We start from the raw sequence: 17,086 nt of genomic DNA, 5'->3' as shown, positions 1-17,086 counted from the left end.
GCACGCGAGGAGCGGAGCGACGAAGCGGAAGCGGGCGGCGCCAGCCGCACGCGGACATCCCTCATCGCCCACCACTTGATTGAAAAGGCTCCCAGCGATGGGGGCCTTTCCCTTTTGGGCCCAGTGCAGAGGGATTCGAACCCGCAAGGGTGCGGAGCTGAGGAAACGCGAAGCGTTTTCCAGCGCAGCACGCGAGGAGCGGAGCGACGAAGCGGAAGCGGGCGGCGCCAGCCGCACGCGGACATCCCTCATCGCCCACCACTTGATTGAAAAGGCTCCCAGCGATGGGGGCCTTTCCTTTTTGGGCCCAGTGCAGAGGGATTCGAACCCGCAAGGGTGCGGAGCTGAGGAAACGCGAAGCGTTTTCCAGCGCAGCACGCGAGGAGCGGAGCGACGAAGCGGGGCGCGGGCGGCGCCAGCCGCACGCGGACATCCCTCATCGCCCACCACTGAATTGGAAACGGTCCTCGCAAGGGGACCGTTTTTGTTTGCATACGGCCTATCCCAGCCATGGTAAATCGATAGCAAAACGGGCTCCAGTTCGCCCAATCGTGCGCCAAACGGCACGTGACGGTCTGGAACCCGCTTCAAACTGCTATGCCTGATGGCGCTAAGCTAAAACACCCGCCAGGATCTCGATTAAGCTGTCCACGTCGGCTTCCTCGCACACGAGCGGCGGCAAGAAGCGCAGTGTATGTGCACCTGTAGCGTTAATCACGGCACCAGCCACCAATGCGCGAGCCACAACGTCGTGCGCATCACCCGCAGCATCGTCCAAATCGCAGCCGAGCATTAGGCCGCGACCACGCACCTCGGTAACATGCGGCAGCTTGGCGAGCCTTGCCTCCATATAGGCACCCACCTTGGCGGCATGGTCTGCGTAGTCACCGCGCACAAGCGCGGAGAGCGTCGCGGCACACGCCGCGATGGCCAAGCAGCTGCCGCCGAAGGTCGAACCATGGTCGCCGGGCTTAAAGATGTCAGCGATTTCTTTCTTTGCCACCACGGCACCCATGGGCACGCCGTCGGCGATGCCCTTGGCAAGACTCATGATATCGGGCTCCACACCATAAGTCTGGAACGCAAACGGCTTGCCGGAGCGGAAAATACCACACTGGACCTCGTCGGCGATAAGCACGGCACCCACCTCGTGTGCCAAGTCGCGCGCCGCAGCCATAAACTCCTCGGTCATGGGATGCACACCGCTTTCGCCCTGGATCGGCTCGAGCATCACAGCGCAAATCTCGCTTCCCAACTGCTTAAAGATTGCGTGCAGTTCATCTACATCGTTGGGTGTGCATGCCACAAAGCCACCCGGCAGCGGGCGGAAACTGTCCTGCAGCCAATCCTGCATGGTCGCCGCAATGGTCTCGAGCGTACGACCATGAAATCCGCCGCGCATACACACGATGGTGTTGCCACCGTTGCCAGCACGTTTGGCATACAGACGCGCGAGCTTCATAGAGCCCTCGTTGGCCTCGGCACCGGAATTGGCAAAGAACGTCTCCCACACCTGCTCGCCCGCAGTCGGAGCGCCAAGCGCCGCCGCCGTGGTCTCGTCGCCAGCGGCAATCGCGTCGGCAAGCACGCGCGCACCGTCCGCATCGTCGTTGGCGAGCTTGGACAGCAACGCCGCGACCTGGCCGCGCTGTTCAATGTAGAAGTAGTTGGAGACATGCAGGAGCTTCTTGGCCTGGGCCTCGAGCGCCGAGAGCACCGCCGGGTTGCCGTGGCCTAGGCTGCATACGCCAATACCTGCAAGAAAATCGAGATATTCGCGACCATCGTCGCCGGTGAGCTTCATGCCGTGGCCCTCGACAAACTCGACCGGCGAGCGGCCAAAGGTTTGCATAACGTAGTGGGATTCGAGCGATTGTTGAGCTGCAAGTGACATGAGATGCCTTTCGTTAAGCGCCAGGTGGCGCGGACTGTGGGTGTAACGGTGTGACGATTTCTAACCAGCTAGACCGTCTGGAGCTTCTCGACCTCGTCGAGGTTCTCGGTCAGGCGCGCCGCAAAGGTCGAAAGCGGGTGCGGGTGCGTATCAAATTCGTAGGCCGTCTCGGTAGAGTGGATCACGGTGCCGACGCCGGCATCGGTCAGCAGCTCCAGGAGCAGCGAATGCGGCGTGGTACCGTTAATGATGTGAGCGCGAAATACGCCGCCGACAAGCGCATCGACGGCCGCGCGCAGTTTGGGAATCATGCCCTTATCGACCTCGCCACCGTAGAGCATCTCATTAACCTCGTCGAGCGTTAGGTTGGAGATGAGCGAGTCTTTATCGCTAAAGTCCTTGTACAGGCCGTCGACGTCGGTCAAAAAGATCGCCTTGTGCGCGTGGAGCGCCGCCGCAACGGCACCGGCGGCGGTGTCGGCGTTGATATTGAAGAAGCCACCGTCCTCCCCCGCCGCGACGGTAGCGATGACGGGAATATACTCGCTATCGAGCAAGTTCTCGATGTAGTCGGTGTTGACATGCGTCACTTTGCCCACGCGTCCGAGCTCGGGGTCGAGCGGCTCGGCGATGAGCGTGCCGGCGTCGCTGCCCGATACGCCCACGGCCAAGTTACCGTGGTGGTTGATTGCCGCCACCAGCTCTTGGTTAACCTTGCCGCCCAGCACCTCGCGCACGATATCCATGGTCGCCGGCGTGGTCACGCGCTGGCCGTTCTTAAACTCGACGGGCATATCGTAATGGCTCAGCGCCTCGTTGATGGCTTTACCGCCGCCATGCACGATGACGGGGCGCATGCCGATAATCTTGAGCAAAACGATGTCGCTCATCACGTCGCGACGCAGTTGCTCGTCTACCATGGCGGCCCCGCCATACTTGATAACGACCGTCTTGCCGGTCAGGTTTTTAATCCACGGCAGCGCTTCGAACAGCAGCTGCGCAGTTGCTTCGTTGGATTCGCTCGAACGACAATCGCGTGCGAATTTCATAATCTGCCTCGTCTTTCGTATCGTTATCGCGCTGTGCTCCGCTGCCCGCAATCGCGGCGAGATGCGCAGCGTGCCTGGAGTCTAGGAGCGGTAGTCACCATTGATTGAGATGTACTCGTGCGTGAGGTCACAGGTCCACACGGTCGTTGCCGCGTCGCCTGCGCCCAGGTCGGCCGAAATCACGATCTCGGGCGCCTCAAAACGTCGCAGGGCCTCGTCCTCGTCAAAAGGAACAGTCAGGCCATCGCGGCAGACGGGCATGCCCATCATGTCGATGGAAACGTCCTCCTGATTAAACTTTACGCCGCACTTGCCGAGCGCCATGGCAACGCGACCCCAGTTGCAGTCGTGGCCAGCGATGCAGGTCTTGACGAGCGGCGAGTTGGCGACGGCACGGGCGGCGATATCGGCTTCCTCGTCGTTGGCGGCGCCGGTGACGTTAACCGTCACGAGCTTTGACGCACCCTCGCCATCGGCCGCGATGTTACGCGCCAGGCTCTCGCACACCTCGTGCACGGCAAAGGCTAATTCGTCAAAGGCGTCAGTGCCCTCGACGATGGCCTCGGCATCCGCGGCGGCGGCGCCAGAAGCCAGCATGATACAGGTGTCGTTGGTCGAGGTATCGGAATCGACCGTCACTTTATTAAAGGTCTGTTTAACGGTCGAGAGCAGTAGGGTGTGGAGCGCCGCCGACTCGACGGGGGCATCGGTAGTAATGACCGCGATCATGGTGGCCATATTGGGCATGATCATGCCCGATCCCTTGCACATGCCGCCCACCGTATAAGCGTTGCCCACATGGCCCACAGCCTCACTGCGGTAGCGAACGGCATACTCCTTGGAATGCGTATCGGTCGTCATGATGGCACGGGCTGCATCGGCGCCGCCATGGACAGAAAGTGCCTCGTAGGCGGACGGAATTGCCGTCTCAAACGTGTCGATCGGCAGAATCTGTCCGATCACGCCCGTGGAGGCAACTAAAATCTGTTGGGGTTCACAGCCAATGACCTGCGAGGCGATGTTGCACGTCTCACGCGCACAGGCAAGGCCGGTCTCGCCCGTGGCGGCGTTCGCGTTGCCGGAATTGATTGAAACACCGGCGATGATGCCATAGCCCTTGTCCGTACCGCCCAGGTTGGCACGGCTCACCTGCACGGGCGCCGCACAAAAGCGGTTAGTTGTAAACACGCCGGCCCCGGGACAGGGTTTATCGGGCACAACGAGTGCGTAATCCAGGCGCTCGGGATTCTTGCGGAATCCGGCATGGATGCCCGCCGCCTTAAAGCCGGCTGCCGCCGTTACGCCGCCCTCTACGGCACGAATCTTGATATCGAACTGCTCAGCATTCATCGTCCCTACGACTCCTTATATCAGATAAAAAAGCGGGTATCGACTGGCGCGCCATACCGGTCACAATAATTGACCAGCTTAAAAGTGGCGCCAAACTCGATACCCGACTACCAAATCGTTAATGATCGAATGTGCTACACCGGGCACGCCGCTGTGGGCAAGCCTCGTCGCTCGTCAAAACCAAAGACGATGTTGGCGCACTGGACCGCCTGGCCCGCAGCGCCCTTGCACAAATTGTCGATGGCGCCCGTCGCCACCAACACGCCCGCACGCTTGTTGAGCGCAAGGCCGATCTGGGCGGCATTGGTACCGACAACCGAAGCCGTCTTGGGCTGCTGGCCGGCATCGAGCACGCGCACAAAGGTACGACCGGCGTAGAACTTCTTGTAATGGTCGACGGCATCCTCAAGAGTCAGCGCTTCGAGAGCCTGCGTTGCGAGCGGCATCGTCACCGTTGAGAGCAGGCCGCGCTTGAGCGGTGCCAGGTGCGGAGTAAAGACGACGCGATCGGTAAGGCCCAGAATTTGCTCGATTTCTGGCGTATGGCGATGTTTTCCTACGCCATAGGCCTCCAGATTCTCGTCCGCGCTGCAAAAATGGGTGCGGGTGTTGCACGACTTACCGGCACCCGTCACGCCACTGATGGCGTCGACGACTACGGGGCCGCTCTGGGCCACCCAGCCCGCACGCACGGCAGGCGCGGCAGCAAGACTCGTTGCGGTGGGATAGCAACCGGCGCAGGCGACCAGCACGGGTCTGCCAGCGGCATGGCTGGAAGCAGCGGTCTCTAAGTCCTGGCAGAACAACTCGGGCAGACCGAAGGCACGTGTCTTGAGCAACTCGGGGCTCGTGTGCTCGGCGGCATACCATGTCTCAAAGACAGACGCGTCGCTCAGACGGTAATCGGCCGAAAGATCAAAGCAAGAGACACCCGACGCAAGCAGAGCGGGCACCTGTGCCATGGCAGCCGTGTGCGGCACGGCGAGAAAAACCGCATCGCAGCTCTTGAGTTCAGGGGCGTCATGTGTGGTGAAAACCAGATCGCTCACGCCAGCAAAGCTCGGATACACCGCGGACAGCAGCTGGCCGGCATCGGCGTTGGACGTAATGGCAACAAGTTCAAACTCGGGATGGCCGAGCACGAGGCGAATAAGCTCGGCGCCGGCATATCCAGCCGCGCCGACGATTCCAACCTTTAAAGACATATCGGACTCCTTGTCTGCGGTCTTATGCGTCATTGCGCATTCCGCAGCCGTCGTTATGAGGTAGGTTGAAACTTTAGCACCCGAGAATGCATATTTACGCAAATAATTTGTGTCTTCATGCATTGAAACATACCCGACACATTCGCTTGAAAGAATTGACAAAAAATAAGCGAGCTCTGCATTAGCCGCAGCGCATCATACTGCTGGCCAATGCTGGGCCCACCTTATACGGAATACCAAACTTAAGGGTCGCCCAGAGCAGCCTAGAGCTCGACCGGAACCCATTCGTCGTGATTGCAGATAAAAGCCTCGGGGTCCTCGACGCTAAAGAAGACGAGCGTGGGGTCGTTAGGCCCCTCATAGTGCTCGCTCAAGCGCTCAAGATGCTTCCACCCGGCCTCGCGCATTTCATCCGAAGCCCGGTCGCCCAGACCCGCACGCCCGCGCAGGATCAACCAACCATGGCCCGGCCACCAACTCGTGGCCTCAAAGCGCTGGTTTTGCAGCAGCTCTTGCCACACATCTTTGGTGCGCGCCGTTACAAACCACAGCTTGCCGTCCTGAATCTGCGCAAACGAGAACGGACGCACATGCGGCTGCCCGTCCACGCTCGTCGCTAGGTACCACGCCGGCACCGACGTCAGATACTCCAGCACCGTATTCAATCCGTCCACGTTTCCTCCTGTCATCTGACCAGTCTTTTTGGAATGGGCAGCTAATTTGGGAAATTAAAGCTCGAGGAGCTCTTCGCTGCCGTCGATATCGCAGAACCGAGCGGCGATGTTGCGGACCGAGAAGAACGAAAGGCGGCCATCGTTGGCACTATCGTGTTGCTCGCCAATGCCCACCATGTGCTTAAAGCCCGTCTGGCGCACCTTGTCACTCACGAATGCATCGTCCTCGAGTGCGGCCTCGCCAGTTAACACGATCCAGCACTCCCCCGGCTTCCAGCCCGATACCTCAAACTTGGGATTCTTGCTCAACTCCGCCCACACGTCCTTGTCGCGCGACGTGCAAAACCACAGCTTGTCGTTATCGACCATGGCAAACGAAAACGGCCTCACGCGGGGCTGATGTCCGTCGTTTGCATCGGTCGTGGCAAGATACCACGCCGGAATGCGCCTGAGATACGAGCAGACGCGTTCGAGCTGAGCCGTGCGATCGATGTCGGTCATAGAGACCCCTTTCTTGCGCTCGAATCGAGCTTAGACGAGTTGAAGATTGATAACGACAACGCATGCCACCAGCAGCGCCATCGCCACCGCGGCCAGTGCATCCCCGCGGCCAAACGTAAGCGCATGCAGACGCGTGCGTCCCCGCTCGCCGTGATAGCAGCGCGCATCCATGGCGGCCGAAAGCGTCTCGGCATGACGGAACACGCCAGCAAACAGCGGAATCGCCACACTGCCGAGCATGCGCACGCCACCGAGCGGACCGCCCATCACGCGCGCGCCACGGCTTGCCTGTGCATCGGCCGTCTGCTTCATCTCGGTGGCAAATTGTGGCATAAATCGCAGTGCGATACCCATAATCATGCCGAGCTCGTGCGCCGGAAGCCCCACACGCGCGAATGGTGCGAGCAGGCGCTCAAAACCCGCGGTGAGGTCGAGCGTCGGCGTGGTGAGCGTAATGGCGCTCATGCCGGCCATCATCATCGTCAGGCGACACGCCATAAACGTCGCAGAACGCAGCGAGCCCTCGCTCACCTGCAAAAAGCCAAACTGCCACAGGATGCGGCCACTCTGATCGGAAAACAGGTTGAGCACCGCGACCACCACGACAATCGCCAGCAGTGGTGCCATCGACGATAGGACCCGACGCAACGGAACCCGGGCCGCGACATAGACCAGCACGACAAAAATTGCGATCGGAACCAGCCCGCGGAAGCTGCCGACGGTGAGCGCAGTGATCAGAAATGCGAAACCTAGGAGCAACTTAGTGCGCGGATCCAGGCGATGCACTGCGCTTTCCCCCGGATAGTAGCTGCCAAATGAGAATGCCTCCATTAGCAGCCCTCCTCTTGCGTGGCCATCTTGGAACCAGCCTGACGCGACGCCCTCAAAGGTCCGTCCGCGCAGCCTAGCAGCATGCCGGCCAACTCGTCGGCCAGCGCCTCAACCGTATAAAGCTTGTCGCAGCGGAGCGCCACACCGGCTTGCACGAGCGACAATGCCATGCGCTGCGCAGCGGGAACGCCCAAACCGATCGATTTGAGCTCGTTCGCGTGCGCAAAAACCTGTGCGGGCGTTCCATCGGCAAACACCGCGCCCTCGTTCATCACAACGATACGGTCACAACAATTTGCCAGGTCATCCATGCTGTGCGAAACCATGACAACGGTCAGACCCTCACGATGGAGCCGATCGATAAGCTCCAGGAAATCCCTGCGCGCAGCCGGATCGAGCCCCGCCATGGGCTCGTCGAGCACCAGGACCTCGGGCTCCATGGCGAGCACGCCGGCAAACGCCACGCGGCGCTGCTGACCGCCCGAAAGCTCAAAGGGGCTCTTGTCGCCTATCGCGGCAAGGTCGAGGCCCACGCGCGCAAGCGATGTTGCGACACGGCGAACAACCTCGTCTTGCGGCAGGCCAAGGTTGCGCGGGCCAAACGCCACGTCCTGCGCCACGGTCTCGGCAAATAGCTGGCGCTCGGGATACTGAAACACCACGCCGACCTTGGCCTTAACCGCGGCGGCGCCTTTCTTGCTTGATAGGTCGAGCCCCAGTGCGCAAACGCTCCCCTCCTGTGGACGAATCGGCCCGTTGAGATGCTGAACCAGCGTTGATTTACCCGAGCCGGTATGACCCGCCAGGCCCAGAAACTCGCCGCGACGCACCGTCAGCGAAACATCACGTAGCGCCCAGGGGCTGTTTGGATCGCTGCCCCAAAGAGCCTGTTTGCCCGATGCGCCCACAGTGGTCGAGCGCTTGCGCCATCGGCGGCGCTCGCGGGCGCTCAGCGAGTAACTATGCGAGAGGTGCGAAATCTCGATGACGGGTTCCGACGCGACCATCCCACCGGCTGCAGAGGATGCATGGTCAAGCACACGAGAATCGGATGCAGAGGGCCGCCCAGCGACGTCCGCCCCGCTCCGCTCAGCATAAACCTGTGCAATCTCGGCGACCATATCCGCCTCACGCACCTGCGCGCAAACGGGTACGCCCTTCGCGCGGAGTGCCCTACCTAGACAGCACGACGCCGGCATATCCAGGTTGAGCTGGGCAAGTTCGTCCGCCCGCGTCAAGATTTCCTCGGGCGCACCGAGCATGGCAACGCGCCCCGCCCGAAACACCGCGACACGATCGGCCTCGGCGGCCTCTTCCATAAAGTGCGTAATCATCACGATGGTCATGCCGCGATCGTGCAACGCGCGGCAAACCTTCATGAGGCCCTTGCGTCCACGCGGATCGAGCATCGAGGAAGCCTCGTCCAATATGAGCACGCGCGGTTCCATGGCGAGCACGCCGGCAAGCGCCACGCGCTGCTTTTGGCCGCCCGAAAGTGCATGGGTCTCGTGGCGCTCAAAGCCCACCAGGCCCACACCCTTCAGCGCCTCGCGTACGCGCTGCGCAATTTGCGCCGATGGCACGCCAAGGTTTTCGGGACCAAACGCAACGTCATCTTCGACAAGCGTTGCCACCAGCTGATCATCGGGATTCTGGAACACCATGCCCGCGGTCGAACGAATGTCGTAGACCAACTCGGGATCGGATGCATCCATGCCGTTGATACGCACCGTGCCTGCATCGGGCTGCAGCAGCGCATTCAGATGCTTGGCAAACGTCGACTTGCCCGACCCATTGCCGCCGAGGATGCAGAAAAACTCGCCATCCTCGATGTTCAGATCGATACCGTCGAGCGCCGGCGTGACACCGTCATAGCTAAAGGAAACGCCTCGACAATCAATCATGCGCGGCCTTTGACCTGGTTCTTTTTAGGCGTGATGAGGTTGGAGACCGCTTTGTACACTGCAAGCGTGAGCACCGAGTTGAGCACGGTCTTGATAAGGTTGAACGGCAACACGGCAGGAACCATGAGCGGGGCGATCGCATCGACCGAGCCATACCAGAACCATACGCCAATGGTAAGGTTTGCGACCATAGACAGCGCCGTAGCGGCAATGACACCGAACACCAGGCCAATCACGGCACCCTTATAGGTATGCATCTTCTGGTAGACGATAGCCGCGGGCAGAATGTAGCCCAGCGTGGCAACCAGGTTCATAAGCGCACCGACCCAGTCACCCGTGGTGAGCGCGTGAATAACGATAGCCATAGCGGCAACAGCAGTACCGGTGCCGGGACCATACGCAAAACCGCACACCATCGCCGGCACCAGCGACGGGTCGTAGGTCAAAAACGGCGCCGAAGGAAGGATGGGCAGCTGCACGTACATAAACAGGGCGCCCAAGGCGCACATCAGCGCCATGGTAACGAGCTGTTTGGTGCTCCACCTATTCGTGTTCTCAAAATGGATATGCTGCGACTGTTCAGACATAAGATCACCTGCCTCTTTCATCCGGACTCTAACCGTTGGTACTGGGATCTCACCAGTTCAGCCGACATGCGAACCAACGCACGCACGGGTCGCGGACTCATCGGCTCGGACGCAGGTACCTCGCCTGCGCCACGGCGCCCCTCTGGCACCGTCCGATTTACCGCCAGTGGGGAATTTCACCCCGCCCTGAAACAGCAATTCCAAGTCTAGCACGGGCAGGCTTTCGCGCAAGTATGCCATGGGTAATTTATGGTGGGGATCAGTTGCCGCAACAACCACGTTCCCCACCCATCCCACAGTAACGCGCCTTTCGCGGCAAAGCCGCGAAACAGCGAAAGGGACACGTACCCCCATCAACCATGTCCTTCTCCGCGAGCCGACCTCAAGGCCGTAAACGTAGGGAATCCGGGGGCGTGACGGGGTTTCTCTCCGGAACATTCCGCAGGACGCAAAGAGGCTCCGCAGCGCAAAGCGCGATGCGGAGCCTCTTTGCATGTCCGAGGACGTTCCGGAGAGAAACCCCGTCACGCCCCCGGGATTCCCGGTGGGAGTTCTAGACCTTGTCGGCCTTAGTACATACCGCCGCCCTGCTGACCAGCGGTAGCAGCAGCGATAGCATCCTCAAGCTGAGTGTTCTTGGGCACATCGGAAACCGTGGCCTCGGTGATGAGGATCAGGCTGGCGACAGAAGCAGCGTTCTGCAGGGTGACGCGGCTGACCTTGACGGGGTCGAGGACGCCCATCTCGATCATGTCGCCCCACTCGCCGCTGGCAGAGTTGAGACCCTGGCCAGCGGGCAGCTCGGCGACCTTGTCGACCACGACAGCGCCCTCAAAGCCAGCGTTCTTGGCAATGGTTGCGACCGGAGCGGTCAGAGCCTTCTTGACGATGTCGACGCCGATCTTCTCCTCGGGGTCGTCGATCTCGACTGCATCGAGCGCAGGCACAGCGTCCATGAAGGCGACGCCGCCGCCAGCGACAATGCCCTCCTCGACAGCAGCGCGGGTTGCCTGCAGGGCGTCCTCGACGCGGTGCTTGATCTCCTTGAGCTCGGACTCGGTGGCAGCGCCGACCTTGATGACGGCAACGCCACCGGAGAGCTTGGCCAGGCGCTCCTGGAGCTTCTCGCGGTCGAAGTCAGAGGTGGTGTTCTCCATCTCGCCCTTGATCTGAGCAATACGGGCGTCGATGGCCTCCTTGGAGCCAGCGCCGCCGACGATGACGGTGTTGTCCTTGGAGATGGTGACGGACTTAGCGGTACCGAGCATATCGGCGGTGATGTCAGCGACCTTCACGCCCAGCTCGTCCAGAGCGGCCTGACCACCGGTGAGGACGGCGATGTCCTCGAGAATGCGCTTGCGGCGATCGCCGTAGCCCGGAGCCTTGACGGCGCAGACGTTGAGGGCGCCGCGGATCTTGTTGAGGACGAGGGTGGGCAGTGCCTCGCCGTCGATGTCCTCAGCGATGATGAGCAGGCCACGGCCAGCGCGCTGGACAGCCTCGAGAACAGGCATGATGTCCTGGACGCTGGAGATCTTCTGGTCGGTGATGAGGATGTACGGATCCTTCATCACGGCCTCCATGCGGTCGTTGTCCGTGACGAAGTAAGCGGAGACGTAGCCCTTATCGAACTGCATGCCCTCGACGGTGTCGATGGTGATGTCGAACGTCTGGGAATCCTCGACGGTGATGACGCCGTCCTTGCCCACGACTTCCATGGCCTCGGCGATCTTCTCGCCGACCTCGGGGTCACCGGCGGAGATGGTACCGACGGAAGCAATCTGCTCCTTGGTCTCGACCGGCTTGGCCTGCTTCTTCATCTCGGCGACGGCGGCGTTGACGGCCTTGTCGATGCCGCGACGGATGGCCAGCGGGTTGGCGCCAGCGGCGACGTTGCGCAGGCCGTCGTTAACGATGGCCTGAGCGAGCAGGGTTGCGGTGGTGGTGCCGTCACCCACGGTGTCGTTGGTCTTGGTGGCGACCTCCTTCACCAGCTGGGCACCCATGTTCTCGATGTTGTCCTCGAGCTCGATCTCCTTGGCGACGGAAACGCCGTCGTTGGTGATGGTCGGGGCACCGAACGTGCGCTGCAGGGCGACATAGCGACCCTTGGGGCCCATGGTGACGGTAACGGCATCGGCCAGAGTGTTGACGCCCTTGGCGAGCTTAGCGCGGGCATCGGTATTGAACGTAATGTTCTTTGCCATGGTAGGTAATCCTCCAAAAGAAATGTGACTCACGTCGCCGCTTCCGAGTCCTATGCGGCGACCGCGTTCAAAGACGAATCAGAGAGCCTGATGAGACTAGGCCTCGACGACGGCGTAAATGTCGTCGGCGCGCATCAGCAGATACTTCTCGCCGTCGACCTTGACCTCGTTGCCACCGAACTTGCCGTAGATGACAACGTCGCCTTCCTTGACGTCCATGGGGATGCGCTCACCCTTGTCGTTGACCTTGCCAGCGCCAACGGCAATGACGGTGCCGCGCTGCGGCTTCTCCTGAGCGTTGCTGGCGATATACAGACCAGAAGCGGTCTTCTGCTCGGCCTCGTCGGGCTTGACCAGAACACGATCTGCAAGCGGCTTCAAAGACGACATGCTTGTCTCCTCCTTTTTGGGCCGCGTGGTTATGCCACGCGAATTAACCCTATTTGTTTGCGTACGCGTTGAATGGTACCCACGAATGGCGGGTTATACAACACAGAGTCAAAAAATCTTATTTTTTGGCACTTAGATTTTCTGAATGCCGGGGGGATAACTTGTGCGCAGCTCCCGTGTGGCGCCGGAGGGGCGGGGCATAAGGTTTCCTGCTCGGGCAGTCCTGCTCGCACGAAGGCCACATTACGTGGCCTTCGGCTCGTGCGGAACTCGCGACAAACCTTATATCCCGCCCCTCCGGAGCCACACGGGAGCCAAGTTAACTAGTTCGGGCGCGGCATTCAGAAACGTCAGTGCAGCAAAATGGCGATGCGGATGGGAACATGGGCATGGCTTTCGCTGCACGCACGGGTCCCCTGGGGAGCACCGTGCATTTTTGGGAGTATTCAGCAGACCAGGATGGCTGTATACGCGCCAGACACATCTTATTGGTCCCAAGGACGCCTTCGACCGGCGATTTGGGTCGGCAGGCAGACCCCATCAGGGCATAAAGGCATGCCTCGTGCCTGCCCGGACGCCAAAATGACGTCAATCCCCATGACATTACCCGACCGCAACGGCGCCGGCAGAGCTCGCAGTGCTGAATACTCCGTTTTTTGCACGGCCCAGGCGGGGGTACATCAGGGCCAGAAAGAACATCCCAACCTTTTTATGCAATCTGTAATGGGAAGTATGCAAAACACCATGAGGCAGCATTGCAAATGTCCAATTTGAACGCGCGGGGCAGCAGCGCCTCCACCCCACGCACAAATCCGGCAGAGCAGGGACGCTCATAACGAGTCCCCACCGATATGCAGACGTGGCTCGAGCGCCATCCCAAAAGAAGTCGCCCGGGCCGCGTTTAACGACACGGCATGAGCATCAGCGCTCGTAGATGAGGTTACCGGCTAGGTAGGTGGCCTGAACCTTGGTGGCTTGCAGCTCTTGGGGGTCAACGGTGAGCGGGTTTTGGTCCAAGACTACCAGGTCAGCATACTTGCCGGGCTCCAAGCTGCCGAGGTTTTGCTCGTCGCCTGCTGCATAGGCGCTGCCCAAGGTGTAGTTGCGCAAAGCCGTTGCCGCGTCGATGCGCTCGCTCGGCAACCAGCCGCCCTCGGGCCAGTGGCTTTTGGGGTCCTGGCGCGTGATAGCCGTGTAGAGCACGTCCATGCTGGTAACGGGCGTGATGGGGCTGTCGGTACCGAAGGCTTGGCGAATGCCGCGCTGCTTATAGGTTGCGAACGGCCACATGATGCGGCTGCGCTCCAAGCCCAAATCGCGCTCCGGTCCACCCGGGTCGAGCGTAATGTGGCAGGGCTGGCTCGAGGCGACGACGTTGAGCTTGCGCAGGCGGTCGATGTCCTCGGGCAGGAGGTTCTCCAGGTGCTCGAGCGTGTTGTGGCCGTGCTGGGGCAGGCCGTACAGACCGGCGGCTTCCTCGAAGATATCCAGCGCGGCATGAATCGCACCGTCGCCGATAACGTGGATGCGCACGGCGCGGCCGCGCTCCGCAGCCGCCAGAACCAGCTTGCGCATGCGCTCGGCGGAAACCGTCAGACGGCCTTGGTCGCCCGGGAAGCGCGGATTGGTATAGGGCTCGGTGAGATATGCCGTATGTTCGCTCGACACGCCGTCAAAGAACTGCTTAAAGCCCGGCGCCGAAAGCAGTGCGTTGTTCGCGTAACGTGCCTGCAGCTCTTCTAGACGCGACTGGTCATCCAGCAGCGTGGGGAACAGATGGGCACGAATGCCCAGCTTGCCGGCTGTCTGCAGTTTGTCGTAGACGTCGTCGCGGATAAAATCGCAGCCTGGCATGGGCATGAGCGACATGTCGCAGATCGAGGTGATGCCCTGCTCGGCCATGCGCCTCATTTGATCGGCGTAAGCGCTTGCGATGCGATCTTCGCCCAGCCACTCAAGGCAGCGCGGCAACAGCTGCATGGCGGCCGCCTCGTGAGCAATGCCCGTGAGCTCACCGTTTGCGTCCTTGTCGTAGCTGCCGCCCGCTGGCGGCTCGCTATCGCGCGTGACGCCGAGCGCCTCGAGAGCGCGACTGTTGAGCCACAACGTGTGGCCGTCGCCCGAGTACATAACGCAGGGACGATCGGGAAATGCCGCATCGAGCGACGCCTTGGTAGGATGCTCGGGCGGGTCCCAACGGTAGTCGCGCCAGCCCTGCGTCACAACCCAAGCGTCGTCGGGCAGATCCTGGGAAAACTCGAGCACGTGCTGCACCAGCGCCACCTCGGACGTGCCCCCATCCATAAGCATATACGGCGAGGAACCGACCGAGGTATGAAAGAAGTGCAGATGAGCGTCATGGAAACCGGGGCAGACAAACTGCTCGCCGTAGTCGATAACCGGCGTGGCGGCAGGCGCGGCGGCGATCACGTCATCGGGCTTGCCGACTGCGACGATACGGTCGCCTGCGATGGCAATCGCCAGCTCACGGGCGGTATCGATGCCGTCTTGCGAGGTAAAGACGTTCTTAGAGCGGATAATCCGATCGATATGCTGCATGGGCATCCCCATCTCTGGCAGGAAATTCAACACCCCCGAGTGTACTCCACTGCCACAGCTGCAAAACGTCAAGCGGTAAACGGCACCTTTCCCAACCCCAACGGCCCCGCCTGCCCCTTGGGGACGGGGTAGAAATGGTAGATTTCAAGCTTGACAGCCGCATCCAAGGCTGCGTGCACAAGCAATTTGGACCTGTCAAGGTTACGGAGGTATCCATTTCTACCATTTCTGCCCCGTCCCCAAGTGGCAGGTGGCATACTGGAAAGAGCCTGTACGATTTTGCGATAAACCAGCAAGGAGCAAATCGACCATGACGAAGACCAAGGCACAGCAGATTATGGCAGCGACCGAGGCCCGCGCGGCTGATGACGTCACCGCAGCCATCCAAGATATCGCCGCCGAGTTTGAGCCCTACATCATCAAGCAGCGCCGGCACTTCCATAAGCACCCGGAGCTGAGCCTCGCCGAAGAGCGCACGACTTCTGACATCGCCAACCAGCTCGACGCCATGAATATCCCCTACGAGCGCCCGCTTAAGACGGGCCTGGTGGCGACCCTTCGCGGCACCGCACCCGACGCCTACCGCGAGGACGGCACGCCGCGCCGCCGCATCCTGCTGCGCGCGGATATCGACGCCCTACCCGTCACCGAGCAGACCGGCGAGGAGTTCGCCAGCGTCAACGAGGGCTGTATGCACGCCTGCGGCCATGACTGCCACATTGCCATGATGCTCGGTACGCTGCAGATCCTGCGCCATATGACCGACGACATCCACGGCGAGGTCCGCATCGTCTTCCAACCCAGTGAGGAAAACGGCCAAGGCGCCAAACTCATGATCGGCACGGGTGTGCTCGACGGCGTCGATGGCGCCTACGCCGCACACATCTGGAGTGAGGTCGACGCCGGCACCGTAAGCTGCGAGCCCGGTCCGCGCATGGCCAATACCGACTGGTTCCGCATTGATGTCCGCGGGACCTCGTGCCACGGCGCCATGCCCCAGCGCGGCCACGACGCCGTCATGGTGGCGGCCGAGATCGTCAACGCCCTGCAGACCATCGTTTCGCGCGAGATCAGCCCCTACGAGCCGGCCGTCATTACCGTCGGCGAGCTGCACGGCGGCACCGCGCGCAACGTTATCGCCGGTACCGCCTACCTCGCCGGCACGGTGCGCACCTATGGCGATTCGACGCACGAGGAAATGCCCGAGCTCATGCGCCGCATCGTAGAGCACACTGCGGCGGCCCTGGGCGCCGAGGCTGAACTTACCGACTACACCATCGCCAACTACAAGGTCGAAAACGACGTCGCCTCGAGTGAGCGTTGTCGTCAGGCCGTGGTCAAGTGTCTGGGTGCAGCCGGCGAAGGCCATTATCGCGGCACGCTTTCGGGCGAGGATTTTTCGGAGTACCTGCGCCGTGTACCGGGTGTGCTTGCCTTTGTGGGCACGCGCAACCCCCAGATCGGCGCCACCTATGCCCAGCACTCCTGCTTCTATAAGATCGACGAGAGCGTGCTCGCCAAGGGCTCCATGGTAGCCGCTCAGTATGCTATCGACTTTTTGGCCGAGCCCACGCAAGAGGAGCTCGACGGCCCCGCTATCGCCGCAGTCGCCGAAACCAATCCCGATCTGGCAGCCAAGTTACGCTCTGCCAAGGCAACGGCCGCCGAGGCCCGCGACGCCATGCACGACGCCCGCACCGCCCGCCATGCCGCGATCAAGGGCATCCACGAAGCTCGTGCCGCCGCTCGTCACGAGGAGAAGCACAACGAGTAGTCGAATCGCGACCATCTCGCAGCCGTAGCCACATCGCGATGTCAAAGCGGGGGGGGGCCGTTGCCCAACTACCCCCCCCCCGCATTCTAAAACTCTATTTTAATCCATTTTAACCACAACCCCAAAATACCGGTGAATGGGTACAAGGTGTTGGGGGGCAT

Annotated in this window: 13 protein-coding genes and 1 riboswitch; of the genes, 1 reads left to right on the top strand and 12 read right to left on the bottom strand. The window is 61.1% G+C overall.

Annotation, left to right across the window (positions count from 1 at the left end):
* Positions 1-610: 610 nt before the first annotated feature.
* The 12 genes from ACTNB2_RS08505 to ACTNB2_RS08450 all read right to left on the bottom strand — a co-directional run bounded on the left by ACTNB2_RS08505 (position 611) and on the right by ACTNB2_RS08450 (position 15,157).
* Entirely contained in the window at positions 611-1,894 is a 1,284-nt protein-coding gene (locus ACTNB2_RS08505) for an aminotransferase class III-fold pyridoxal phosphate-dependent enzyme (protein WP_441042567.1), read from the bottom strand.
* Between the two features lie 68 nt (positions 1,895-1,962).
* Positions 1,963-2,943, bottom strand: a complete 981-nt coding sequence (argB, locus tag ACTNB2_RS08500) for an acetylglutamate kinase (protein WP_427718310.1) — start codon at positions 2,941-2,943, stop codon at positions 1,963-1,965.
* 81 nt (positions 2,944-3,024) lie between these two features.
* The gene (gene argJ / locus ACTNB2_RS08495) at positions 3,025-4,293 is read right to left on the bottom strand and encodes a bifunctional glutamate N-acetyltransferase/amino-acid acetyltransferase ArgJ (RefSeq protein ID WP_441042568.1); all 1,269 of its coding nucleotides are present in this window, start codon (positions 4,291-4,293) and stop codon (positions 3,025-3,027) included.
* A gap of 134 nt (positions 4,294-4,427) precedes the next feature.
* The gene (gene argC, locus ACTNB2_RS08490) at positions 4,428-5,498 is read right to left on the bottom strand and encodes an N-acetyl-gamma-glutamyl-phosphate reductase (RefSeq protein ID WP_441042569.1); all 1,071 of its coding nucleotides are present in this window, start codon (positions 5,496-5,498) and stop codon (positions 4,428-4,430) included.
* A 263-nt stretch (positions 5,499-5,761) separates the two neighbouring features.
* Complete coding sequence (locus tag ACTNB2_RS08485) at positions 5,762-6,172, bottom strand: pyridoxamine 5'-phosphate oxidase family protein (RefSeq protein ID WP_441042570.1); 411 nt, start codon at positions 6,170-6,172, stop codon at positions 5,762-5,764.
* A 54-nt stretch (positions 6,173-6,226) separates the two neighbouring features.
* Complete coding sequence (locus tag ACTNB2_RS08480; protein WP_441042571.1) at positions 6,227-6,673, bottom strand: pyridoxamine 5'-phosphate oxidase family protein; 447 nt, start codon at positions 6,671-6,673, stop codon at positions 6,227-6,229.
* 30 nt (positions 6,674-6,703) lie between these two features.
* Positions 6,704-7,504 carry an energy-coupling factor transporter transmembrane component T family protein gene (locus tag ACTNB2_RS08475; RefSeq protein WP_441042572.1) on the bottom strand — a complete coding sequence of 267 codons (801 nt, stop codon included), beginning with the start codon at positions 7,502-7,504 and terminating at the stop codon, positions 6,704-6,706.
* Positions 7,504-9,408 (bottom strand): energy-coupling factor transporter ATPase, encoded by a 1,905-nt coding sequence (locus ACTNB2_RS08470; protein ID WP_441042573.1) that lies wholly within the window; start codon positions 9,406-9,408, stop codon positions 7,504-7,506. The genes ACTNB2_RS08475 and ACTNB2_RS08470 overlap by 1 nt, the downstream gene beginning before the upstream one ends.
* Positions 9,405-9,995: an ECF transporter S component gene (locus ACTNB2_RS08465; protein WP_441042574.1), complete on the bottom strand. Its 591-nt coding sequence runs from the start codon at positions 9,993-9,995 to the stop codon at positions 9,405-9,407. Before ACTNB2_RS08465 ends, ACTNB2_RS08470 begins: the two co-directional genes overlap by 4 nt.
* A 5-nt stretch (positions 9,996-10,000) precedes the next feature.
* Positions 10,001-10,193: riboswitch (FMN riboswitch) on the bottom strand.
* Positions 10,194-10,564: 371 nt separating this feature from the next.
* Positions 10,565-12,202: a chaperonin GroEL gene (gene groL, locus ACTNB2_RS08460; RefSeq protein ID WP_154514811.1), complete on the bottom strand. Its 1,638-nt coding sequence runs from the start codon at positions 12,200-12,202 to the stop codon at positions 10,565-10,567.
* Between the two features lie 96 nt (positions 12,203-12,298).
* Complete coding sequence (groES, locus tag ACTNB2_RS08455; protein ID WP_154514813.1) at positions 12,299-12,592, bottom strand: co-chaperone GroES; 294 nt, start codon at positions 12,590-12,592, stop codon at positions 12,299-12,301.
* Between the two features lie 921 nt (positions 12,593-13,513).
* Positions 13,514-15,157: an amidohydrolase gene (locus tag ACTNB2_RS08450; RefSeq protein WP_441040753.1), complete on the bottom strand. Its 1,644-nt coding sequence runs from the start codon at positions 15,155-15,157 to the stop codon at positions 13,514-13,516.
* Between the two features lie 304 nt (positions 15,158-15,461).
* On the opposite strand from ACTNB2_RS08450, the gene ACTNB2_RS08445 reads away from it, so the two are divergent.
* On the top strand, positions 15,462-16,925 hold the full coding sequence (locus ACTNB2_RS08445) for a M20 family metallopeptidase (RefSeq protein ID WP_441040755.1): 1,464 nt from the start codon (positions 15,462-15,464) through the stop codon (positions 16,923-16,925).
* Positions 16,926-17,086 lie beyond the last annotated feature (161 nt).

The organism is Collinsella sp. HCP28S3_G2 (genome assembly GCF_052065125.1).
Classification (GTDB): Bacteria; Actinomycetota; Coriobacteriia; order Coriobacteriales; family Coriobacteriaceae; genus Collinsella.
This window is presented reverse-complemented; position numbering and strand designations above follow the sequence as displayed.